At 39.0% G+C, this 22,602-nt stretch carries 26 protein-coding genes; all 26 read left to right on the top strand.

The genetic code is table 11. The features are described from left to right. The first annotated feature begins 1 nt into the window (after position 1). The 26 genes from KH109_RS01620 to KH109_RS01495 all read left to right on the top strand — a co-directional run bounded on the left by KH109_RS01620 (position 2) and on the right by KH109_RS01495 (position 22,601). Positions 2-1,441, top strand: coding sequence for a hypothetical protein (locus tag KH109_RS01620; protein WP_295215066.1), 1,440 nt, complete (start codon positions 2-4; stop codon positions 1,439-1,441). A 110-nt stretch (positions 1,442-1,551) separates the two neighbouring features. Beyond that, positions 1,552-1,821, top strand: coding sequence for a PC4/YdbC family ssDNA-binding protein (locus KH109_RS01615; protein WP_005386267.1), 270 nt, complete (start codon positions 1,552-1,554; stop codon positions 1,819-1,821). 79 nt (positions 1,822-1,900) lie between these two features. Next, on the top strand, positions 1,901-2,098 hold the full coding sequence (gene rpmE, locus KH109_RS01610) for a 50S ribosomal protein L31 (RefSeq protein ID WP_004696185.1): 198 nt from the start codon (positions 1,901-1,903) through the stop codon (positions 2,096-2,098). A 57-nt stretch (positions 2,099-2,155) separates the two neighbouring features. Next, positions 2,156-3,061, top strand: coding sequence for a DUF1385 domain-containing protein (locus tag KH109_RS01605; RefSeq protein ID WP_295215357.1), 906 nt, complete (start codon positions 2,156-2,158; stop codon positions 3,059-3,061). A 2-nt stretch (positions 3,062-3,063) separates the two neighbouring features. Further along, positions 3,064-4,146: a peptide chain release factor 1 gene (gene prfA / locus KH109_RS01600; protein WP_295215063.1), complete on the top strand. Its 1,083-nt coding sequence runs from the start codon at positions 3,064-3,066 to the stop codon at positions 4,144-4,146. Then, on the top strand, positions 4,139-5,008 hold the full coding sequence (gene prmC / locus KH109_RS01595; RefSeq protein ID WP_295215060.1) for a peptide chain release factor N(5)-glutamine methyltransferase: 870 nt from the start codon (positions 4,139-4,141) through the stop codon (positions 5,006-5,008). Before prfA ends, prmC begins: the two co-directional genes overlap by 8 nt. 1 nt (position 5,009) lies before the next feature. Beyond that, complete coding sequence (locus tag KH109_RS01590; protein WP_295215057.1) at positions 5,010-6,041, top strand: L-threonylcarbamoyladenylate synthase; 1,032 nt, start codon at positions 5,010-5,012, stop codon at positions 6,039-6,041. Positions 6,042-6,154: 113 nt separating this feature from the next. Continuing rightward, on the top strand, positions 6,155-6,601 hold the full coding sequence (locus tag KH109_RS01585; protein WP_060924217.1) for a low molecular weight protein arginine phosphatase: 447 nt from the start codon (positions 6,155-6,157) through the stop codon (positions 6,599-6,601). An 11-nt stretch (positions 6,602-6,612) separates the two neighbouring features. Next, positions 6,613-7,050 carry a ribose 5-phosphate isomerase B gene (rpiB, locus tag KH109_RS01580; protein ID WP_295215053.1) on the top strand — a complete coding sequence of 146 codons (438 nt, stop codon included), beginning with the start codon at positions 6,613-6,615 and terminating at the stop codon, positions 7,048-7,050. A 46-nt stretch (positions 7,051-7,096) separates the two neighbouring features. Then, the gene (gene glyA / locus KH109_RS01575; RefSeq protein ID WP_105085798.1) at positions 7,097-8,329 is read left to right on the top strand and encodes a serine hydroxymethyltransferase; all 1,233 of its coding nucleotides are present in this window, start codon (positions 7,097-7,099) and stop codon (positions 8,327-8,329) included. Between the two features lie 187 nt (positions 8,330-8,516). Next, entirely contained in the window at positions 8,517-9,143 is a 627-nt protein-coding gene (gene upp, locus KH109_RS01570) for a uracil phosphoribosyltransferase (RefSeq protein WP_295215050.1), read from the top strand. 207 nt (positions 9,144-9,350) lie between these two features. Next, entirely contained in the window at positions 9,351-10,376 is a 1,026-nt protein-coding gene (locus KH109_RS01565; RefSeq protein ID WP_295215047.1) for a sugar-binding domain-containing protein, read from the top strand. A gap of 58 nt (positions 10,377-10,434) precedes the next feature. Continuing rightward, on the top strand, positions 10,435-11,445 hold the full coding sequence (gene gap, locus KH109_RS01560) for a type I glyceraldehyde-3-phosphate dehydrogenase (RefSeq protein ID WP_004697289.1): 1,011 nt from the start codon (positions 10,435-10,437) through the stop codon (positions 11,443-11,445). A gap of 13 nt (positions 11,446-11,458) precedes the next feature. After that, entirely contained in the window at positions 11,459-12,637 is a 1,179-nt protein-coding gene (locus KH109_RS01555) for a phosphoglycerate kinase (protein WP_105085796.1), read from the top strand. A 1-nt stretch (position 12,638) separates the two neighbouring features. Continuing rightward, the gene (tpiA, locus tag KH109_RS01550) at positions 12,639-13,409 is read left to right on the top strand and encodes a triose-phosphate isomerase (RefSeq protein WP_295215040.1); all 771 of its coding nucleotides are present in this window, start codon (positions 12,639-12,641) and stop codon (positions 13,407-13,409) included. A 13-nt stretch (positions 13,410-13,422) separates the two neighbouring features. After that, positions 13,423-14,949, top strand: a complete 1,527-nt coding sequence (gpmI, locus tag KH109_RS01545) for a 2,3-bisphosphoglycerate-independent phosphoglycerate mutase (RefSeq protein WP_295215037.1) — start codon at positions 13,423-13,425, stop codon at positions 14,947-14,949. A gap of 115 nt (positions 14,950-15,064) precedes the next feature. After that, positions 15,065-16,348: a phosphopyruvate hydratase gene (gene eno, locus KH109_RS01540; RefSeq protein WP_024065658.1), complete on the top strand. Its 1,284-nt coding sequence runs from the start codon at positions 15,065-15,067 to the stop codon at positions 16,346-16,348. Positions 16,349-16,536: 188 nt separating this feature from the next. Further along, positions 16,537-17,547, top strand: a complete 1,011-nt coding sequence (locus tag KH109_RS01535) for a GspE/PulE family protein (RefSeq protein WP_024065659.1) — start codon at positions 16,537-16,539, stop codon at positions 17,545-17,547. Next, positions 17,531-18,550, top strand: a complete 1,020-nt coding sequence (locus KH109_RS01530; protein ID WP_195185842.1) for an ATPase, T2SS/T4P/T4SS family — start codon at positions 17,531-17,533, stop codon at positions 18,548-18,550. Before KH109_RS01535 ends, KH109_RS01530 begins: the two co-directional genes overlap by 17 nt. Positions 18,551-18,558: 8 nt before the next feature. Beyond that, positions 18,559-19,734 (top strand): type II secretion system F family protein, encoded by a 1,176-nt coding sequence (locus tag KH109_RS01525; protein WP_156718983.1) that lies wholly within the window; start codon positions 18,559-18,561, stop codon positions 19,732-19,734. 72 nt (positions 19,735-19,806) lie between these two features. After that, entirely contained in the window at positions 19,807-20,253 is a 447-nt protein-coding gene (locus KH109_RS01520) for a prepilin-type N-terminal cleavage/methylation domain-containing protein (RefSeq protein ID WP_295215031.1), read from the top strand. Between the two features lie 41 nt (positions 20,254-20,294). Next, on the top strand, positions 20,295-20,861 hold the full coding sequence (locus KH109_RS01515) for an A24 family peptidase (protein ID WP_295215028.1): 567 nt from the start codon (positions 20,295-20,297) through the stop codon (positions 20,859-20,861). Continuing rightward, entirely contained in the window at positions 20,816-21,277 is a 462-nt protein-coding gene (locus KH109_RS01510; RefSeq protein WP_060924232.1) for a hypothetical protein, read from the top strand. The genes KH109_RS01515 and KH109_RS01510 overlap by 46 nt, the downstream gene beginning before the upstream one ends. 7 nt (positions 21,278-21,284) lie before the next feature. Then, positions 21,285-21,641 (top strand): hypothetical protein, encoded by a 357-nt coding sequence (locus KH109_RS01505; RefSeq protein WP_295215025.1) that lies wholly within the window; start codon positions 21,285-21,287, stop codon positions 21,639-21,641. A gap of 107 nt (positions 21,642-21,748) precedes the next feature. Then, the gene (locus tag KH109_RS01500) at positions 21,749-22,213 is read left to right on the top strand and encodes a hypothetical protein (protein ID WP_060924327.1); all 465 of its coding nucleotides are present in this window, start codon (positions 21,749-21,751) and stop codon (positions 22,211-22,213) included. After that, positions 22,194-22,601: a hypothetical protein gene (locus KH109_RS01495; protein WP_295215020.1), complete on the top strand. Its 408-nt coding sequence runs from the start codon at positions 22,194-22,196 to the stop codon at positions 22,599-22,601. The genes KH109_RS01500 and KH109_RS01495 overlap by 20 nt, the downstream gene beginning before the upstream one ends. Position 22,602 lies beyond the last annotated feature (1 nt).

The following is a 22,602-nucleotide window of genomic DNA, read 5'->3' as shown; positions in this document are numbered from 1 at the left end:
TATGAAAGTAAATAACGAAGAATTTATTGCCCTTTGTGCTACTCATGGCATTGAAGGTATTGATATTGTAAATGAGTTAATGCGTTTTAAAGTACTAGATCAATTGATTTCTAGTAATGCTAGCTCCCGTGAGTGGGGTGTAACGGCAGATGATTTATATGCGTTAGCAGAAAAATCTACAGTAGAGTCTTTTGGCCCTGTTCCATATGATTTGAATACATTCCAAGCTCTATATGGTCCATCCTTTAGAGTCGAATTATTTGATTTTATTAGCGACACAGGTATTTTAGAGGGCCTCGATGTAGGTACTATCTGGGAGACTCCTGTTCGTGAAAGTATTGAAGCCCATAGTAAAACGGGAGAACTCGTTTTATATTCTTATGTAGAAGAATACGCAGGTATGATTGAAGAAATCCTTCAATCTTATGAAGATAAAAAAGTTGTGCTTTATACGGCATCTCCAGTGTGCTATAGCATTTTGACACGTTTATATCCGATGGCACAAATTATTAATCAATGGCCTCATCGCAGTTATTTTGATCATATCTTTACAGGAACGGTTGGTATGTTCCAATCCTCTGAAGATATTGTGGAAGAAGTGGCTAATGGTTTACATAATCTTGTTCCAGAAGGAACTGCACAATTATTCTTACCTGCTACAATGGCGCAAAATCAATTGGGTTTAAATAATATGGCATTGCAATTCTTCTTGAATCAAAAGCGTGTAGAAGCCATTCGTGAATGGACTCCACTAGGGGCTTACGAAATTGTGTATGGTAAATATGATATTAAAAAGATGCGTGTTGGCCTTCGTGAACGCGTAGGAGATGAGTGGAAAACAATTAACTATATTCCATTACCTCATGGTGTCTTTGCTCAATTACCAGTATTCACGGTGTTAAATTATGGATTGTCTTTGCGTTCTATTTTGCTACCAGGTGGTCAAACTGATGTAGCCTTAGGCCAAGATGGTATTTACTGTATCGACAGCCGAGTTTCTAAGTTAGGTCGTAATGCTCTTATTGAAAATGGCGCTTATTTCCTTACATTTAAACGTCATACAGATCATGTAGATGTAGATATTACTACAGAAGCACCAAAAGAGGACATTTATTGGATGTTCCCAGATGCTGAATTAGCCTATATGTGGTATGCATACTTCTGTAGCACTATTGGTCAAACATTGATTCAAGAAGTTTCCATGCTCGTTCAAACAGATGAGTCATTCGGTTATATGCTTAGCAGCGTACGCCGACGCGTATTAGATGTTAACGACGAGGCTCAACTAATCACATCTGTTCAAGCGGCTGATGAAGCGTATATCAAGGCTGTGACAGAAGCGACAGAAGATTGGAAATCTACAGTAGATGAATTAGGCGCTCAAGTTATGCCACCAACAACATCTATTGATATTGAGGATTATAGCGACTATAAAAACTAATTGTAAAACTTAAGCTTTTAGTTTAAAATATATCGTATCCTAAAAAATATGAACTACTAAATATAGTAGGTATGAAACATACTACACAGATGTGTAAGAAAGGAGGACTCATGGCAGTTATTAATTTTGAAATTTTCAAAGTTATCGGTACTTTATCTGAAGATAAAGACGGTTGGAAAAAACAATTAACATGCACTAGCTGGGGCAAATATAATCCTAAGTTTGACCTTCGTGCTTGGGATAGTGAATATACAAGTATGAAAAAGGGTATTACCCTTTCTTTAGAGGAGCTCATCGCATTGCGTGACATCCTTAATGAAAGTGACTTAGAGACTATCCTAGCTGAGTCTATTGAAGAAAAACAAGCATCCAAGGAATAGTATTGGCAACTTGCATTTGTGTATATGTCATGCTATAATCTATAAGAATAATATTGATTGTCGGAAAGAGGTGTATAGAATGAAACAAGGTATTCATCCAGACTATAAAGAAGCTACAGTAACTTGCGGTTGTGGCAACACATTCAAAACTGGCTCTGTAAAAGAAGACCTTCGTGTAGACGTTTGCTCCAAATGCCATCCGTTCTTCACTGGTCAACAACGCGCTGCTCAAGCTCGTGGTCGTATTGAACAATTTAACAAACGTTACGGCAAATAATTTGTCATGTAATGTAGCATCTATTGGCAGGGCTATGGGCTCTGCCTCTATTTGTTTATGAGAGGAGCTCTTGTGAACACAGAACGTATTAAAAAGTTTGTCGGTGGACAAGCTGTGATCGAAGGTGTCATGATGAGGGGGCCTGGTGTTACAGCAACAGCTGTACGAGAACCAGCAGGAACCATTGTAGTTCAAAAAGAGCCTACAAAATCTATTGCTGACACATATCCAATTTTGAAAAAACCATTTCTTCGGGGCTGTGTAGCCCTCTATGAATCTCTAGTTATTGGCATGAAGGCATTGTCCTTCTCCGCTAAAGCCGCTGGCGATGAAGAGGAAGAAATGTCTAATAGTGAAATTGCCATTACTATGGTTATTTCCACCATATTTGCGATTGCTGTATTTTTGGCATTGCCTACATTTATCGTAAAATTCATTCCTGGTGTACAGGATAATCATATAGTATTAAATCTCATTGAAGGTGTCATTCGTTTAGTTCTTTTTCTACTCTATATTTGGGGGATTGGGCTTACGAAGGATATTCAACGAGTTTTCCAATATCATGGGGCCGAGCATAAAACGATTCATACCTATGAATTAGACTTGCCTCTTACCGTAGAAAACGTTCGTAAACAAAGTCGTTTACATCCTCGATGTGGTACAAATTTCTTACTTATCGTTATGGTAGTTAGTATCTTTGTATTTGCCTTTTTAGGTTGGCCTAATTTGTTTGAACGTATTGTAAGCCGCGTACTTCTCATGCCAGTAGTGGCAGGTATTGCGTACGAGGTTATTCGTCTTGCTGGTCGTAGTGAGCATTCCTTTGTGAAAGCTCTTATCAAACCCGGTCTTGCATTACAGTACATGACCACACGTGAACCAGAAGATGATCAAATTGAAGTCGCTATACGAGCTCTTGAAGAGGTTCGCCCTCCTGAGAGTGATGCATATGAAGAGGAATAAACATGTTAGTAGATAAATTACAAGTTATTGAAGATAAATTTATGGACCTGGAGCAGCGCATCAGTGACCCTGAAGTGATTGCACGCCAAGATGAATGGCGTAAATTAACACGTCAACATTCTCAATTATCTGAAACAGTTGAAACATTCCGTACTTATAAAAAAGTATTAGCTGGTATTGATGAAGCTATGGAAGTTATTGAAGATAAATCCATGGATGAAGAATTCCGTGAAATGGCACAAGAGGAATTAAAAGAGCTAAAACCTCAAAAAGAGGAATTAGAAGAGAAATTACAAATCCTTTTATTGCCTAAGGACCCTAATGATGATAAGAATATTATCATTGAAATTCGCGGTGGTGCCGGTGGTGATGAAGCGGCACTATTTGCAGGCGACTTGTTCCGTATGTACACAAAATATGCGGAAAGCCAAGGCTGGCGTTGCGAGATTATTGATGCTAATGAACCTGAACTTGGTGGCTTTAAAGAGGTTATTTTCTCCGTAGATGGTGAAAATGTATACTCCAAGATGAAATTTGAATCTGGTGTACATCGTGTACAACGTGTACCTGCTACGGAAACACAAGGCCGTGTACATACATCTACCGTAACAGTAGCGGTATTGCCAGAAATGGAAGATGTTGATATTGAAGTTAATGAAAAAGACTTAAAAATCGACACTTATCGTGCGAGTGGTGCGGGCGGTCAGCATATTAATAAAACTGAGTCTGCTGTTCGTATTACTCACTTACCATCTGGTATCGTTGTAGCATGTCAAGACCAACGTTCTCAATTACAAAACCGTGAAAAAGCTATGCGTGTATTGCGTGCAAAATTGCAAGACCAAGCTGAACAAGAGGCTATTTCTAGCATGGCCGCAGACCGTAAGAGCCAGGTTGGTACAGGTGACCGTAGTGAACGTATTCGTACCTATAACTACCCACAAGGTCGCGTAACAGATCATCGTATTAACTTAACATTGTATAAATTAGATGCTATTTTAAATGGTGATCTAGATGAAATCATTCAAGCCTTAAATGCTGCTGACCAAGCGGCAAAAATGCAGGAGGCTAATACAAATGCATAAGGAGATTTGGACAATCGGTCGTATTCTCCAGTGGACAGAGCAGTACTTTCAAAGCAAGGAGATGGATACACCTCGACTTGATGGGGAAGTACTGCTTTCTCACGTATTAGGCAAGGATCGTATCTATCTATATACCCATTATGACCAACCGCTTATTCAAGAGGAACTCGATGCTTTCAGACCTCTCGTTCAAGAACGAGCTAAGGGGCATTGTGTAGCGGCTATTATTGGGGAAAAAGACTTTATGGGATTGACCTTTAAGGTTAATGATAAGGTATTGATTCCACGACCTGATACAGAAACGTTGATTGAGCATGTACTAGGCACGTATCAAAAGGATAGTAATATTCGTATCCTTGATGTATGTACGGGCCCTGGCACGATATTATTAAGTCTATTGCACTATTTGCCGAATGCGTGTGGCATGGGTATTGAAATATCTACCGATGCTTTGTCATTGGCTAAGGAAAATGGTGAAAGATTTAACTTAAATGATCGTGTTCAATTGTTAGAATCCGATATGTTTTCTGCCTTAGATGGTAAAAATGAACAGTTTGATCTTATCGTATCAAATCCACCTTATATCCGTACTGGGGATGCCAAATTATTGTCTCAAGACGTATTAAATGAGCCCCATATTGCCTTGTTTGGCGGTGAAGATGGACTTGATTTCTATCGTATTTTGGCAAAAACATGTGGCACATATTTAAAATCAAAAGGCCATATTGCCTTTGAAATAGGTTTTGATCAAGCTGAGGCTGTAAAGGCTTTATTAGAAGAAACAGGGCAGTACTCTAATATTCGATGTATTACTGACCTCGGTGGAAATGACCGCGTTGTAACAGCTGTATATGAGGGATAATATGGATACTCAAATTATTACAAATCCATCAGATCAAGAATTAGCTATGCTTGCTCGCGCTTTGCGTAATGGCGAATTGGTGTCCATTCCTACAGAAACTGTATATGGACTTGGCGCTAATGGGCTTGATCCGGAGGCGATGGATAAAATCTACGCCGCTAAAGGTCGTCCTTCCGATAATCCATTGATTTTACATGTTCCTAATAGTGAAAGTATAAAACCTTTAGTAACAGAGGTTTCAAATACGGCACAATTATTAATGGATACATTTTGGCCGGGTCCATTGACAATCACATTGCCTAAATCAGATTTAGTACCAGATCGTGCTACAGGCGGTTTATCTCGTGTTGCTTTACGTTGTCCTGATCATGCGATTTGTCGAGCTTTATTAGAGCGTACCGGTGTACCGGTAGCAGCTCCTAGTGCTAATATATCTGGACGTCCAAGTCCGACAACGGCACAAGATGTTTACCATGATATGAATGGTCGAATTTCCTATATTTTAGATGCAGGACCATGTATGATTGGTGTAGAGTCTACTGTTGTGGAAGTACATAATGACAAGGTCATTATATTGAGACCAGGTGGAATAACAAAAGCACAACTTGAAGCTGTTGTATCTACGGTTGAGTATGATACTGCTCTCGTTAATGCCACAACTAAGCCTAAAGCTCCTGGTATGAAGTATACCCATTATGCTCCTGATGCACCTATGACAGTTGTTGTAGGTAGTCCAGAGCGGGTGGCAAGTACTTTTAAAGAGCTATCAAAGGGGATAGAAGGTCCTATAGGTTGTTTAGTGAGTCATGAAACGTATAACCTTATGAAAGAGGATACACGCTTTATGTGCCATTGCTTTGGTCATCATGGTGATGCCTTATCATTAGGCCATGACTTTTACAAAAGCCTATTACATTTTAACGAAAATCATGTTACCTTAATCTTAGCAGAAGGTGTTGATGACGACGGTTTTGGTGTTGCCATTATGAACCGCATGGAAAAGGCATCGAGTCATCATATCATTTATAAGTAATTTTTCTAATATTATAAATGTCCACTGATAATAGAAATATGTCTTTACATATTGGATGAATTTGCTATAATGTATAAAGTAATCACAAAATGTGATTAAGTAAGGATGTTATTATGAATATTTTATTTGTATGTACCGGTAATACTTGCCGTAGCCCTATGGCTGAAGGTATTACACGGGCCCTTGCAGCGGAGCAACATAAGGATGTGACGACTGTATCAGCTGGTCTATTTGCCGCCTATGGAGCAAAACCAACTGAACAAGCCGTGGAAGCCGTCCGTTCCATTGCAGATATTTCTGATCATGAATCGAGACCATTGACGATGGAGCTCGTAAATGCAGCAGATCTTATCATTGGTATGACGAAAGATCACAAATCTGTACTACTTCGCCAATTCCCGTTTGAGGAAGGTAAAATCAAAACGATTTCCGAGTGGGGTGGTCAAGATGGTGATGTTACGGATCCATATGGGTCCGATCAAACCGTATATAATCAATGTGCGGAACAAATTTATCACTTAGTAGAGGCTGGTCTTACATCAGTGCCTCAGAAGGCGTAGGAGATGAAATTATGAAAGTTGCAATTGGTTGTGATCATGGCGGATTACATTTAAAAGCATCCGTTAAGGAATTATTAAATGCATTGGGACATGAAGTAGAGGATTTTGGCTGCCATACAGCTGATTCTTGCGACTATCCTGATATTGCTGTACCTGTAGCAAATGCAGTCGTATCTGGTCAAGCAGACAGAGGTATTTTGATTTGCGGTACTGGTATTGGTATCGGGATTAGCGCTAATAAGATCAAAGGTATTCGAGCTGCTCTTTGCCATGATTCTTTTTCCGCTAAGTATAGTAGACTTCATAATGATGCAAATATTCTCACAATGGGCGAACGCGTTATTGGGCCTGGTTTAGCTAATGACATTGTAACCATTTTTATGGAAACTGAGTTCGAAGGTGGTCGTCACGCACGCCGTGTAGAGAAAATTAAAGCATTAGAGAAATAATACATCATTACCTTTTATATATTCGTTTTGCACGAGGAGGATACTCATGAGTTTCTTAGAAAAACAAGACCCTAATATTCAAGCTGTTATCAATCAAGAATTAGCACGCCAACGCGATAAATTAGAAATGATTGCTTCTGAAAACTTTGTTTCTCAAGCAGTAATGGAAGCTCAAGGTAGCGTATTAACTAACAAATATGCAGAAGGGTATCCTGGTAAACGTTATTATGGCGGTTGTGAAAATGTTGATGTTATCGAAACATTAGCTATTGAACGAGCAAAACGCTTGTTCGGTGCAGAACACGCTAACGTACAACCTCACTCTGGTTCTCAAGCAAACTTTGGTGTGTATTTCGCATTATTACAACCAGGTGATACTATTGTGGGCATGAATTTGTCCCATGGCGGTCATTTAACTCATGGTTCTCCTGTTAACGTATCTGGTACATATTTCAATGTAGTACCTTACGGTGTAGATGCAGAAACTCAACAAATCGATTATGATGAGTTCCGTAAAATTGTTTTAGAAGCAAAACCTAAATTGATTATTGCTGGTGGTAGTGCTTATAGCCGTCAAATTGACTTCAAAAAAATGGCTGATGTAGCTCATGAAGTTGATGCTATCTTCATGGTAGATATGGCTCACTTCGCAGGACTTGTAGCAGCAGGTTTACATCCAAATCCTGTTGAATATGCTGATATCGTTACTACAACAACTCATAAAACATTGCGTGGTCCTCGTGGCGGTATGATTCTTTGCAAAGAAAAATATGCAAAAGCAATCGACAAAGCTATCTTCCCTGGCATTCAAGGTGGTCCTTTGATGCATGTTATCGCTGCTAAAGCTGTAGCATTTGGTGAAGCATTACAACCTGAGTTTAAAGTATATGCACAACAAGTTATCGATAATGCAAAAGCATTGGCTGCTGCATTGCAAGAAAAAGGCTTAACAATTGTTTCTGGCGGTACAGATACTCACGTTATGTTGGTAGATGTTCGCAATACTGGTTTAACAGGTAAAGAAGCAGAACACTTACTTGATGAAGTAGGTATTACATGTAATAAGAATACAATTCCATTTGATCCAGCTAGCCCATTTGTAACAAGTGGTATTCGTCTTGGTACACCAGCTCTTACAACACGTGGTTTACAAGTAAAAGATATGGAAGAAATTGCAGACATCATTGCAACTGTTCTTAAAAATCCTGAAGATAAAGCAATTCATGAAGAAGCAAGCAAACGTGTGGCAGCACTTTGTGAAGCGTATCCTTTATACTAATCTGTTAGATTAACTATAACAATTATATATTTGTAGTCCTATAAACCTATCAGTAGCTTAAAAGGGGTGTGCCTAGGCACATCCCTTTTAATATTTTTATGGCATGATTTATCAATCTGTGATAGAGTAAATATGAATATTAAATGGATACCGATAGGGTATGTAAATTATTTATAGGAGGACAGTCATGAAAGTTAATGTTATGACACATCCGTTGATTCAACACAAAGTTACATTGATGCGTGATGCAGAAACTGGCTCTAAGGATTTTAGAGAATTACTTGATGAGATTACTATGTTGATGGGTTATGAAATTACTCGTAACCTTCCATTAGAGGATGTAGAAGTACAAACACCTTTAACTAAAATGACTGGCAAACGTATTGCAGGTAAAAAATTGGGTATTATTCCAATTCTTCGTGCTGGCCTAGGTATGGTTAATGGTATGCTTAACTTGATTCCAACTGCAAAGGTTGGTCATATCGGCTTATACCGTGATCCAGAAACATTGAAACCTGTAGAATACTATTGCAAATTACCATCTGATGTAGGTGAACGCGACTTTATCGTAACTGACCCAATGCTCGCTACTGGTGGTAGTGCTGCAGCGGCTATTACATTGTTAAAAGAAAAAGGCGCTAAACATATTAAATTAATGTGCCTAGTAGCTGCTCCTGAAGGGGTAGAAGCAGTAAATCAAGAACATCCTGATGTTCCTATTTACGTAGCGGCCCTTGATGAAAAACTTAATGATCATGGTTACATCTTGCCTGGTTTAGGCGATGCTGGTGACCGTATCTTCGGCACAAAATAATATAATCATATAAAACGACATAATTTAGGTACAAAGTTGTATAAAATATCTAAATTATGTCGTTTTCTCCTATAAAGTCTTGAATAAAATCTACATAGGGTATACAATACAGATGTAAAAGTATTTTTTTATTTTAGGTGGGACGAATTTTGTTCACATGGGACGAAAAACGATTCATACAATCCCAACGGGTAAAGGAGGGACCCGATGAACGAGTTTCTAATGATATGTGAACGTATTGCTCCTGAAATCGTTAGTGTATTAAAGGAGCGATACAAAATATTAAACCACCTAGTTTATGAAGAGCCTATAGGCCGTAGGACATTAGCTACTGCAACGGACCTTCCTGAGCGAACCGTACGAAGTCATATTGAGTTAATGCGTACTAATGGTCTTGTAGACATTTATAAACCAGGGATTTTTCTCACTGATGAGGGACATGCAATTGTTCCAAAGTTGCGAAATTTTTTAAATGAATTAGATCGTATTAACGAGCTAGAACATCGATTGACTGAAGCACTTCATATCGATAGGGTTATCATCACTCCTACAGAAGGAACGTTGATGGTTAAAAAGTTAGGTTTTGCAGCAGCAAAGCTATTACAGGAATTATTAGAGCCTGACTCTGTAGTTGCTATCAGTGGTGGCAGTACCATGGCAGCTGTGGCGGAGGAAATGCCTATTTTACCATTTAATCCTACGGTTGTTCCCGCTCGTGGTGGTGTTGGTGAGGTAGTTGAATATCAAGCTAACGTAATTGCTTCAGTGCTGGCTGAACGACTTCGTGGGACCTATAAAATGCTCCATTTACCTGATGGGCTTTCACAAGACTCATTGCATATGCTCATGACTTGCGAACCGCAAATTAAGGAAATTGGGGATCTCATTAGTAGGACTGACGTATTATTGTTTGGTATTGGTACAGCTATGCGCATGGCGGATCAGCGCCATATAGCTGATGATGTGCGTAAGCAGTTGGTAGATAATCATGCTGTTGGCGAAGCTCTTGGTCAATATTGCGATATAGATGGTAAGTTGATTTATTCCACTAATAATATTGGTTTATCTCTTCCAGATGTTGCAAAAATCCCAAATGTGATTGCGGTGGCTGGCGGACAAGAAAAATCAAGTGCCATTATTGGTGTTATGAGAGCTTGTCACAAAGGCATACTAATCATTGATGAGCAAGCTGCAGAAGGTATGCGTCAATTGTTACAAATTTCAGCGTTATAAGTGAAGTTAGTAGTTAAATATTTTGTTAGAATATTTTTGATATTAGGAGGATCTAACAATGGCAGTAAAAGTTGGTATTAACGGTTTTGGTCGTATTGGTAAATGTGTAGTACGTGCAGCGATTAACAATCCTGACGTAGACGTTGTAGCAATCAATGCTACTGGCGATAATGAAGGTACTGCATTATTGTTAAAATATGACTCTGTTCATGGCACAATTCCTAACGAAGTAACATTTGATGAAGAAAATATCTACGTTGATGGTAAAAAAATTCGCGTATTCCATGACCGCGATGCTTCTAAATTGCCTTGGTCTGAAGAAGGCGTTGAAATTGTTATGGAATGTACTGGTAAATATCGTGATGCAGAGGAAGCTAAGGTTCATTTGAATCAACCTACTGTTAAAAAAGTATTGATTTCTGCACCTGGTAAAAACGAAGACTTAACTATGGTTATGGGTGTTAACCAAGATATGTATGATCCTGCAAAACACCACATTATTTCCAACGCATCTTGCACAACAAACTGCTTGGCTCCATTTGCTAAAGTTTTATGCGATGAATTCGGCATTAAACGCGGTATGATGACTACAATTCATTCCTATACAAATGACCAAAAAATTCTTGATGCACGTCATAAAGACCCTCGCCGTGCTCGTGCAGCAGCTATGTCTATCATCCCTACAACTACTGGTGCAGCAAAAGCTGTTGCTAAAGTATTGCCTCAATTGAAAGGTAAACTTGATGGTTTTGCATTGCGCGTTCCAACTCCAGACGTATCTGCTACAGATCTTGTTTGCGAACTTGAAAAACCAGCTACTAAAGAAGAAATCAATGAAGCATTCCGCAAAGCAGCTGCTGGCGAATTAAAAGGTATCTTAGGTGTATCTGATGTGCCATTAGTATCTTGTGACTTCAGCTCCGATCCACGTAGCTCCATTGTTGACGCTGATTTGACAATGGTTATGGATGGCAATATGGTAAAAGTTGTTTCTTGGTATGATAACGAATGGGGTTACTCTGAACGTCTTATCGACATGGCAGCATTCGTAGCAAGCAAAGGCTTATAATCGGGAGGCTTTGATGAAACAAACAATCGAAGGTTTACAAGTAGATAATAAAACAGTATTTGTTCGTGTTGATTTTAATGTTCCTATGAAAGACGGTGTCATCACTGATGACACTCGTATTCGTAGTGCATTACCTACTATCAATTATTTAATTGAAAAAGGGGCAAAGGTAATTCTTGCTTCTCACTTTGGCCGTCCAAAAGGGGAACGCAAACCTGAAATGTCTTTGGCACCATGTGCAAAACATTTATCTGAGCTTATCAACAAACCAGTAGCATTCGTAGATGACTGCATTGGCCCTAAAGTTGAAGAAGCTGTAAAAGCATTGCAACCGGGCGATGTATTGATGCTTGAAAACTTGCGTTACCATAATGAAGAAACTAAAAACGATCCTGAATTTGCTAAACAATTGGCATCTCTTGCTGATGTAGCAATCAATGATGCATTCGGTGTATCTCACCGAAATGCAGCATCTGTAGTTGGTATTGCTGACTATATCCCTATGGCAGCAGGTTTCTTGCTCAAAAAAGAAATTGATGCATTAAGTGCAGCTGTAGTTCATCCTAAAACACCTATGGCAGCTATTATCGGCGGTGCTAAGGTAACAGATAAAATTTCTGTTATTTCAAACCTTTTGCCTAAAGTTGATGTAATGATCATCGGTGGTGGTATGGCAAATGCTTTCATTAAAGCACAAGGCTGTAACATTGGTAGCTCTTTATTTGAAGAAGGTCAAGAAGCTATTGCTACAGATCTTGTTATGGAAGCTCGCGTAGCAGGTGCTAAATTATTGACACCTATCGATGCTGTAGTAGCTGATGCTTTCAGCAATGACGCTAACACTAAAATCGTTGATGTTGAAAATATTGAAGATGGTTGGATGATTCTAGATATTGGTCCTAAAACACGGGAGCTCTATGTAGAAGCATTGGCGCCAATGAAGACTATTATTTGGAATGGTCCTATGGGCGTATTTGAAATGGAAAACTTTGCAGCTGGTACTAATGCAGTAGCAAAAGCTGTAGCTGAATCCGATGCGATGACTATCGTTGGTGGTGGCGACTCTGTAGCGGCTATTGAAAAAAGTGGCTTAGCAGATAAGATTAGCCATATCTCCACGGGTGGTGGTGCATCTTTAGAATTCTTGGAAGGCAAAATTCTACCAGGTATTGCTGCATTGTCTGAGGCATAATATGAGAAAACCCATTATTGCAGGAAATTGGAAAATGAATGGCACCATTGCGTCTGGATCAATTCTGATCGAAGCGTTTAACAGCGTGTTACAAGATATGGAATTATCCTGTGATGTAGTTGTTTGCCCGCCTTTCACAGCTATCGAACGTGCTGTAGCACTAACACGCGACACAGCTATTGAAGTAGGCGCACAAACCATGGATTATCATGATGCTGGTGCATTCACTGGTGAAATTTCACCACTTATGCTTACAGAGGTAGGCGTCAATTATGTTATTATTGGTCACTCTGAACGCCGTGAATATTATGGCGAAACAGATGAAACAGTAAATGCCAAAATTAAGAGCGCATTCCATCATAATTTGACACCCATTGTCTGTGTTGGTGAAAGCTTAGAACAACGTGAATCTGGTCATACTCTTGACTGGATTACGGCTCAACTTAAAGGGGCTTTGGTTAACGTTCCAAAGGAACAAGTTAGTCAATTGATTATTGCGTACGAACCAATTTGGGCTATCGGCACAGGAAAAACAGCAACTGCTGATCAAGCTGAAGAGGTATGTAAAGAAATTCGTGATTACATTCGTTCTTTATACGATGATGAGACTGCTGATGCCGTGCGTATCCAATATGGTGGTAGTGTTAAATCTGAAAATGCTCGTGAAATCCTTGGGGAACCAAATATTGACGGTGCCCTTGTAGGTGGTGCATCATTAGTAGTTGATGAATTTATTGATATTATTAAAGCGGCGAATCAAGTAAGCGCTTAATATGAGGTTAAAAATGGCTAAATTAAAGGCTCCCGTAATGCTAGTCATCTTAGATGGCTTTGGCATGGGGGATCAATCAGATACAACCAATGCTGTAGTACAGGCGAAGCCGCTCTGTTTTAATCAATTATGGGATACGTATCCACATACAAAATTAGAAGCATCAGGGCTTGCGGTAGGACTTCCAGAAGGACAGATGGGTAATTCTGAGGTTGGCCATTTAAACCTTGGTTCTGGTCGCATTGTGTACCAAGATTTAACTCGTATTACTAAAGATGTTGAATCTGGCGAGTTTTATAATCGCCCTGTTATGCAGGAACTATACGAAGTCGGTAAAAAACAAAGCTTACATATTATCGGTCTAGTATCAGATGGTAATGTACATTGCTCCTTAGAGCATATTAAGGCAGTCATTAAAGGCGCTCATGATCATGGTATTGAGCACGTTTATGTACATGCCTTGCTCGATGGTCGTGATGTAGCCCCTCAATGTGCACAAGGTTATTTAAAAGACTTAGAAGCGTATATGGCAGAGCTAAACTGTGGCAAGATTGCTACTGTGAGTGGTCGATACTATGCAATGGACCGCGATAATCGATGGGATCGTGTTGAGTTAGCATACAATGCCATTGTGCATGGTCAAGGCGAAACGGCAGGTTCTGCTTGTGAAGCGGTGCAACAGTCCTATGATAAAGATGCAGCAGATGAGTTTGTTCTTCCTACAGTAATTGATGCTGAAGGGATTATCAAAGATGGAGATGCAGTTATCTTCTGTAACTTCCGTCCAGACCGTGGTCGAGAACTTACAAAAGCTTTAGTGTTGCCAGAATTTGATGGCTTTAACCGTGAACCATTATCTTTATATATGGCGACTATGACCAAATATGAAGATGGTTTACCAGTTCATATTGTGTATGAAAAGGACATTTTATCTGAAACACTAGGCGAAGTACTAAGCGTAGGTGGCTATCGTCAATTGCGTATTGCTGAAACAGAGAAATACGCTCATGTTACGTATTTCTTCAACGGTGGTAAAGAGGATCCATTTGAAGGTGAGGACCGCATACTTGTGAAATCTCCACAAGTGGCAACCTATGATTTACAACCGGAAATGAGTGCTTATGAAGTAACTGATAAGGTCGTAGAAGCCATTCAAGATGAAACGTATGATATGATTATCTTGAACTTTGCAAATCCAGATATGGTAGGTCATACAGGTAGTTTTGAAGCAGCTGTTAAAGCAGTTCAGGCTGTAGATACTTGTTTAGCTCGTATCGTTGAGGCTATACGCAGTAAGAATGGTCACTTGTTAATTACGGCAGACCATGGTAATGCGGAGCTTATGGTTAACCATGAAACTAGCAAAGTTCATACGGCGCATACAACAAACTTGGTTCCTTTAATTTTAATGAGTGATGCCTTAAAATCAGCTACATTAGAGGCTGGCAAATTATGTGATATTGCTCCTACATTATTAGACTTGGCTGGTATAGAACAACCAGAATCTATGACAGGTCATAGTTTAGTACAAAAAGTATAATATAGAACTTTCACTATATTAGTAGTTAACAAGAGTTATAACCTATATGGTTTTGCTCAATATATAATATCTGTCGCATGACAGTTATCCCATTAGATTTTTATGAGGTGAAGAAATGGCAGTAATTGAACAAGTCATTGCAAGAGAAATTTTAGATTCCCGCGGTAACCCAACTGTTGAAGTTGAAGTATGTTTAGAAGATGGCACTATTGCAACAGCTGCAGTTCCATCTGGTGCTTCCACAGGTAAGTTTGAAGCTGTAGAATTACGTGATGGTGATAAATCCCGTTACTCCGGTAAAGGTGTATTAACAGCTATCGATAATGTAAATGCTAAAATCGGTCCTGCCATTATTGGTTATGATGCGACTGAACAAGTAGCTATCGATAACTTGATGTTGAAATTAGATGGTACAGACAATAAATCTAACTTAGGTGCTAATGCAATTCTTGGTGTATCTATGGCAGTAGCTCGTGCAGCAGCTGAATCTTTAGATTTGCCATTATTTGCATACCTTGGCGGTTTCAACGCAAAAGAATTGCCAGTTCCTATGATGAATATCTTGAATGGCGGCGCACATGCGGATAATAACGTAGATATTCAAGAATTTATGATCATGCCTGTAGGCGCGGAATCTTTTGCTGAAGCTCTTCGTAGCTGTGCAGAAGTATATCATACATTAAAATCTGTACTTCATGATAAAGGTCTTAGCACTGCCGTAGGTGACGAAGGTGGTTTCGCTCCTAACTTGGCATCCAATGAAGAAGCGTTAGAAGTAATTTGTGAAGCTATTAAAGCGGCAGGTTATGAACCTGGTAAAGACTTTAAATTAGCTCTTGATTCTGCATCTTCTGAATTCTATGAAGATGGCAAATACAATTTAGCTGGCGAAGGCAAAGTTAAAACAGCTGCTGAAATGGTGGATTTCTACGAATACTTAGTAGGTAAATACCCAATCGTATCCATCGAAGATGGTCTTGCTGAAGAAGATTGGGATGGTTGGAAATTATTGACAGAACGCCTTGGCGATCGTGTACAACTCGTTGGTGACGATTTATTCGTAACTAATACAAAACGCTTAGCTCGTGGTATTGAGCTTGGTGTAGGTAACTCTATTCTTGTAAAAGTAAACCAAATCGGTACTTTAACAGAAGCATTTGACGCTATGGAACTTGCTAAACGCGCAGGTTATACATGTGTAGTATCTCACCGCTCTGGCGAAACAGAAGATACATTTATCGCTGATATTGCAGTAGCTGTAAATGCTGGCCAAATTAAGACTGGTGCACCAGCTCGTTCTGAACGTGTAGCTAAATACAATCAATTGCTTCGTATTGAAGAAATGTTATACGAAACAGCACAATATAAAGGTAATGACGTTTTCTATAACTTAAAATAAAAATCGTCTTAGCTAAAAGTGCAATAAGGGCGCCCTTCGGGGCGCCTTTTTTGTATGCCCAAAAATAGAAAAGTTTTCGCTTCGTGGATTTTTAAAAATAAAAAAGGGATTTTGGTGATGATGTCGAAACCTATAACGCCATACGCTAGTGTGAGGTAAAAACATACCGCAAGGTATAGGAGGTGACCATGTATGTAGACGTAACATTAGACGACATTATCCTATATGCTTTAGAACATCATGTCAGCGATATTCACTTTGATCCCACAAAAAGTGGTGTCCAAGTTCGGTTACGACAAGATGGATTACTACGAACAAATATGACTGTGTCTTCTGAAGAGGCTGAACTTATTATCAATCGCATCAAGGTTTGTAGTGCATTAGATATTAGTGAAAAGAGATTGCCTCAAGATGGTCGATGGGCTTGGAGTCATAAGGATAGATCTGTAATAATGCGCGTATCCACATTACCCAGTTTGTATGGCGAGACCTTAGTATGTCGGCTCATGGGGAATGAAGGGAGTCATAAGGATCTAAAAGCCTTAGGTATGCGTACAGATATTTTTGAACATATTGAAGGGCTACTCAAACGTCCTTATGGATTGTTACTCATCTGTGGGCCTACCGGTAGTGGTAAAACGGCTACCTTATATGCCATGTTACGCATGTTAAATCTCGAGGAAACAAAGCTCATATGTCTTGAAGATCCCGTAGAGGCTGAAATTAAAGGAGCCATACAAATTGGTATTAATGAGAAGATTGGCTTTACATTTGCCAAAGGGCTTAGATCAGTGCTACGGCAAGATCCAGATACGATTATGATTGGTGAAATCAGGGATAAGGAGACTGCAGAGCTGGCCGTTAAATCTGCTTTAACAGGGCATCGTGTGTTATCTACAATTCATACTAACACAGCTATTGGTGTTGTAACGCGTCTCATGGATATGGGGGTAGAACCGTATTTGATACGGGCTACTTTAATGGGGGCAATAGCGCAACGTTTAGTTCGAAAATTTGATGGCACCACGTATCATGGACGGACTGCGCTCTTTGAATATTTAGAAATACCAACCAATTCAGTTCACTGGGATCAATTAGAAGCACATTTACTTTTGTCATTAGAGGATTCCGCTCGTGAAGCTGTATCTCAGCATGTTACATCGATAGAGGAGGTGCATCGTTGTGGACTCATGCTGTAATAGTGGAAGTTTAGAAACCATTGTTGAACAAGCAATACAATTATCATCTACAGATATTCATCTACAATGTGGTGAACCTATCTATTTGCGACATGGTGATGGATTGAAGGCTACTTCGTTTATATGTACTACTATCTTAATTGAAGATATTTTACGACGTTGTGGTATAGCCTCTTATGAATGGCAATCTCTCGATGAGGCTTGTTCCTGTTGTGGCGTGCGTATACGTGTTCATCTATATAAGGCTAATCAAACAATATGTGGGACACTGAGGTTATTGTGCCATCAACAACTTAAGTTAGAGGATAACAGTGAAGGACATTTACTTCAAAAACTATGTGAAGCACATGATGGTCTATTACTTGTATGCGGGCCTACAGGTAGTGGGAAAAGTTTTACCTTAGCCTGTTGTATTGACTATATAAATCAAACTATGGAGCGGCATATCATTACCTTAGAAGACCCCATAGAATTTGAGTTTAAGCCTAAGAAATCTTTAATTCATCAACGCCAATTAGGTGCCGATATTAAGTCTATGTCTAATGGTATTCGCGATGCATTGCGAGAAGACCCAGATGTCATTATGGTTGGAGAGCTTCGAGATCGTGAAACATTAGAGGCCGCACTTCATGCGGCCGAAACGGGTCATCTTGTGATGGCCACTATGCATACGCAAAGGGCCGTGATGGCAGTTCACCGCATGATTTCACTATTTCCGGGTGAACAACAAGAGGAGATTCGCAGTCAAATATCTCAAGTGTTACGTGCTGTTATATGTCAACGACTTCTTAGGTGGAATAAAAAGTTTATTACCATTCGTGATATTTTGTTAAACACTCATGCAGTGGCAAATTTAATACGCACTCGTAAGGAACCGCAAATTATCTCTATTCAAGAAACACAACTGCCTATGAAAACACTAGAAATGGCCGTACGAGATGTAAAAGCACAATATGGAACGCAGCATCAACTACATACGCTATTAGATCAACAATTATCGTAGGTGCAGATATGGAGGCTTATGAATATGTCATAAAAAATGAGAATAATGAAACAGTAAAAGGTTTGATGTGGGCAGATTCAGAACAGGAGGTCGGTACACGGTTAAAGCGCGATGGATACAAGATTTATAAAATCACTTTACAAGTAAATAAGAAAAAGCATAAGTGGAATCATACCATGGTGGTAGATGTAACCTATCAATTAGGACTACTTATTGAGTCTGGTGTACCTTTACGGAGGGCATTACAGTTACTCTGTCATGGGAAGCAAGGGCTTTTATATACAGCCCTCTATGAATCGATTGAGAGAGGTCAAACCTTATCGCAAGCATTGCGTAGTGAAGGATGCCCTGCGATAGCCTTAGCACTACTAGAAAGTGGAGAGGCAGCAGGCACTTTAGGTGAAAGCTTACAATACATTTCACGTCACTATGACTGGGAGCGACAATTGCGGCAAAAGGTTATGAGTGCTATTTCTTATCCTATATTTCTTCTTCTCATGATGAACGTATTCTTTCTCGTTACCATCTTGTTTATCATTCCATCCTTTGAGAAGGTTTTTACTACCATGCATATTACATTACCATTGATGACACGAGCCCTCTTTGCATTAGGACAAGGGCTAAAGAATCATCCTATATTAGTCTTTATTATGCAGTGTGTAGGGATAGGCGCTTTAGTCTTTGCATACCATCAACATAGTATAAAACGCAAAGTACATCGTTGGCTTTGGCTGTTGGCTCACAGATACCAATGGATGACCTGCATTTACTATACAAGTATGCTAAAGGTTTGGGCCCTTTTGTTAGATTCTGGAATTTCTATTATTCATACTATGAATATCACAAGACCTTTATGGGGCAATATGTATGGTGCCGAATGTAGTGAGAAAGTAGAAGCAAAGTTATTAACTGGCCATTCTTTTGAAGAGAGCCTTAGAACTGAGAATATTGGAAATTCCTTTATATGGCAAATGATTTCTATTGGCGAGGAAAGTGGAGAGCTCGTTAAGATGCTACATCATTGTGGACATTACTATGAATCTATACTTTCAAAATATATCGCCCGACTAGAGAGACTTTTAGAACCAATTTTGCTAACTGTAATGGGAATTGGTGTAGCCGTTTTAGTTGTATCTGTTATGTATCCATTATTTACGTCTATTGCTAAGTTGGGAGGACAATAGCTATTTATAGTTAGCACAATAGAGGTCAATAGTAATGGATAGATGTTATTTAATCATTATAAGGAGGATATTATGAGTTCTGTTATACATATGGTTCATGGTTTAAATTCTCGATTAGAACTATGTGGTCAATGGGTTTTAGACCACTTACATATTTCTCATGTTCGGGAAAATCTCAAGAAGTCGAGAAAAGGGGGCTTTACCCTTGTTGAGTTAATGGTTGTGGTAGCAGTTATTGCCATATTGGCAGCTATTGCGATGCCACAATTCTTATCGGCTGCTGATAGAGCACGAAATGCGAAGGAAACAGCAGATATTCAAATAATTAAAAATGCAACGCAGCTCTATATGATCGACAAGAATGTAGATACACCACCAACTGTAGAAAATCTATATAAAGAAGGTTATCTTACAGAACATGTTAAGACTGCAAAGGATAAGGAATATACCATTACTTATGAAGTGGTTAATGGCGGTACGGCAAAAGCAGTTGTAGTTAAAGCACCTGATGCACCTTAACGTAACTTATATCTATAGTTGATTGTATGGAAGGACAAGGTATGAAAGGGACTCATTATGTTATAGCCCTGATCGTGTATATAGCATCCATAGTACTACCTATTATAGTTTCATCCCAGGTAATATCCTTTATTCACGTTGCTTTGTATGCTGTATTTTCACTCATCATCATAGCAGGTGCTACCATCGATATGCATTACTATATATTGCCTGATGAAGGGGCGTTAGTGCTTGTTTTAGGTGGCATACTTTATAGCTTTATAAATGATAAGTCTATGCTTGTAACGAGTATAAGTGTTATGAGTGTAGGTGCTATTACATATGGACTTCGTCTTATTAGTCATAAAGGTTTTGGACTAGGCGATGTGAAATGGTTTTCTGCTATTTCCATGTGGCTTACGCCCTGGGAGATTATATGCTTTTTTTACGTAGCCTTTTGCGTTGGTTCTCTCTATCTCTTACTAACGAGCTATCGTAATCGATATATTCCATTTGGTCCCTTTCTATGCTTTGGTGCTTGGTGTGCCTTACATGGCGGATCCTATATGGAGGTGTTATATCAATGGTTAAGGCACAACCTATACATCATCAGTTTGGCTCTTTGTTAGCCGAGTGGATTATTGCTATTAGTTTATTTTTACTTTTGATTTCTCTGTCTTTGCCCATTGTTACGACGCCCAGTCGTTATACCTTAAATGGAAGTACTCAAGAAGTAGTATATATGTTAAAAAAGGTTCAACTTTGGTCCATGCTTGGTCATAAGTCGAATGGGAAAGGGCGCATGTTATTCATATTAAATAAAGATAGCTATACCTTAGAGGAGGATGCGCATCATCATACAGTCGATATATCGTTACCTACAGGGATTGAAAACGTACAACCTTTAACGATTATTTCTTTTTCTTCTCTAGGATTACCTTATGATGGAACGGAACTTATTTTACGGGATCGAGAAAGTGGTGAGAGAAATCGTATATGGATATCTGTGCAGACGGGACGTATTCGATGGGAAGAAGTACACTAAGGGATTTATGTATGGAGATGCCTTAGTATCAACAGCCATTATTATGTTTATATTGCCTGTTATACTATCTGTATTTTGGATGGCTACCTTGACAATTTATAAGGCTTATTATTGGGATCATATAGTACAAGATACTGTAACATATTTAGAGGAAAGTAAGTCCCAGTATTACAAAACAGGTCACATTCAAGAAGGGATTCATAACTCTCAATTTATTATGAGCCCTAGGGAATCTATTACTTATAAAACACACATAGAACCTACCGTAGAAAATGGCATTGCCCTACAACGATTAACTGTACAGGCCATAGATAATGAAACTATTGTGTATAGCTTATCTCTCGTTTTGGAGGAAATACGTTGATTACTCATGATAAACAAAGTGGTTTTATTTTGTATTCCACACTTATGAGTATAACTATTTCTACTATCGTTCTAACCTTATTATTAGGGATAGTTTTTTACGGAGTTATGTGGAATGCAAAATTAATAGATAGTGTTGCTATGATGGAGGATGGCAGGTATACAAGGCGTATGGTTGTAGCTCAAATTATATGGAATCCTGTACAGGTAACTGTAGAGGATAGAAATAAGACTTTATATGTTCACGATACTAAACGGACTACATTAACTGTACAACGCCATGCGCTGTATAGAAAACTTACGGATGGCAGCTTGCAGCCGGTTAGCGGTAGCCGCATTATAGGTACAAAAGATAAGCGAAATGTTGGGTATACACAAGAGCATCCATTTAGTATAGATGAAAGTGAAACTATCCACATGCGTTGGTATATTACAAATCGATTTACTGGTGATAAGCAATATACTGCTGGATATGGAGGATTAGCTATATATGAAGTTTCTATAGGTCAAAGTAGTATATATGATTGGTATAAATATTATGAGGAACCGAGTCATGAACATGGGAGCCCATAATGCTGGATTCATTACATATGTAGCGATACTCACAATGTCTTTTTTATTATTGTTAGCCTTTATGGGGCTGCGTATTGGTCAAATTTGTGAAGGTAATGCAATAGATGAATTGCATTTAGAAGAGGCACACTATGCAGCTCAAAGTGGAGCACATTGGTTTGTAGGCTATTGTAGAGCGGGTAATACATGGGACTTTCAGCAAAAGTTAATAGTAGCTGATGATGCGGACGTGGAAATAATGATTGAAGCTGACTCAGTATCAGAAAACCCTCGTCATGTTATGAGTTATGGGAAATTGAAGCGCCACAAAATTGTCAGTCGAGTACATATGTATGTGACGGTAGATAAGGATAATAATATGCATGTTATAAAGGTGAAACCATATTGAG

Origin of the sequence: Veillonella sp. (assembly GCF_018381775.1) — a bacterium.
GTDB lineage: Bacteria > Bacillota > Negativicutes > Veillonellales > Veillonellaceae > Veillonella.
The sequence above is the reverse complement of the archived record's forward strand: the minus strand, read 5'-3'. Positions and strand labels throughout refer to the sequence as shown.

Bases quoted from the DNA above. Each gene is read 5' to 3' on its own strand.
- KH109_RS01620 (WP_295215066.1), top strand. From the start codon at position 2: ATGAAAGTAAATAACGAAGAATTTATTGCCCTTTGTGCTACTCATGGC.
- KH109_RS01615 (WP_005386267.1), top strand. From the start codon at position 1,552: ATGGCAGTTATTAATTTTGAAATTTTCAAAGTTATCGGTACTTTATCT.
- rpmE (WP_004696185.1), top strand. From the start codon at position 1,901: ATGAAACAAGGTATTCATCCAGACTATAAAGAAGCTACAGTAACTTGC.
- KH109_RS01605 (WP_295215357.1), top strand. From the start codon at position 2,156: ATGAGAGGAGCTCTTGTGAACACAGAACGTATTAAAAAGTTTGTCGGT.
- prfA (WP_295215063.1), top strand. From the start codon at position 3,064: ATGTTAGTAGATAAATTACAAGTTATTGAAGATAAATTTATGGACCTG.
- prmC (WP_295215060.1), top strand. From the start codon at position 4,139: ATGCATAAGGAGATTTGGACAATCGGTCGTATTCTCCAGTGGACAGAG.
- KH109_RS01590 (WP_295215057.1), top strand. From the start codon at position 5,010: ATGGATACTCAAATTATTACAAATCCATCAGATCAAGAATTAGCTATG.
- KH109_RS01585 (WP_060924217.1), top strand. From the start codon at position 6,155: ATGAATATTTTATTTGTATGTACCGGTAATACTTGCCGTAGCCCTATG.
- rpiB (WP_295215053.1), top strand. From the start codon at position 6,613: ATGAAAGTTGCAATTGGTTGTGATCATGGCGGATTACATTTAAAAGCA.
- glyA (WP_105085798.1), top strand. From the start codon at position 7,097: ATGAGTTTCTTAGAAAAACAAGACCCTAATATTCAAGCTGTTATCAAT.
- upp (WP_295215050.1), top strand. From the start codon at position 8,517: ATGAAAGTTAATGTTATGACACATCCGTTGATTCAACACAAAGTTACA.
- KH109_RS01565 (WP_295215047.1), top strand. From the start codon at position 9,351: ATGAACGAGTTTCTAATGATATGTGAACGTATTGCTCCTGAAATCGTT.
- gap (WP_004697289.1), top strand. From the start codon at position 10,435: ATGGCAGTAAAAGTTGGTATTAACGGTTTTGGTCGTATTGGTAAATGT.
- KH109_RS01555 (WP_105085796.1), top strand. From the start codon at position 11,459: ATGAAACAAACAATCGAAGGTTTACAAGTAGATAATAAAACAGTATTT.
- tpiA (WP_295215040.1), top strand. From the start codon at position 12,639: ATGAGAAAACCCATTATTGCAGGAAATTGGAAAATGAATGGCACCATT.
- gpmI (WP_295215037.1), top strand. From the start codon at position 13,423: ATGGCTAAATTAAAGGCTCCCGTAATGCTAGTCATCTTAGATGGCTTT.
- eno (WP_024065658.1), top strand. From the start codon at position 15,065: ATGGCAGTAATTGAACAAGTCATTGCAAGAGAAATTTTAGATTCCCGC.
- KH109_RS01535 (WP_024065659.1), top strand. From the start codon at position 16,537: ATGTATGTAGACGTAACATTAGACGACATTATCCTATATGCTTTAGAA.
- KH109_RS01525 (WP_156718983.1), top strand. From the start codon at position 18,559: ATGGAGGCTTATGAATATGTCATAAAAAATGAGAATAATGAAACAGTA.
- KH109_RS01520 (WP_295215031.1), top strand. From the start codon at position 19,807: ATGAGTTCTGTTATACATATGGTTCATGGTTTAAATTCTCGATTAGAA.
- KH109_RS01515 (WP_295215028.1), top strand. From the start codon at position 20,295: ATGAAAGGGACTCATTATGTTATAGCCCTGATCGTGTATATAGCATCC.
- KH109_RS01510 (WP_060924232.1), top strand. From the start codon at position 20,816: ATGGTTAAGGCACAACCTATACATCATCAGTTTGGCTCTTTGTTAGCC.
- KH109_RS01505 (WP_295215025.1), top strand. From the start codon at position 21,285: ATGTATGGAGATGCCTTAGTATCAACAGCCATTATTATGTTTATATTG.
- KH109_RS01500 (WP_060924327.1), top strand. From the start codon at position 21,749: ATGTGGAATGCAAAATTAATAGATAGTGTTGCTATGATGGAGGATGGC.
- KH109_RS01495 (WP_295215020.1), top strand. From the start codon at position 22,194: ATGAACATGGGAGCCCATAATGCTGGATTCATTACATATGTAGCGATA.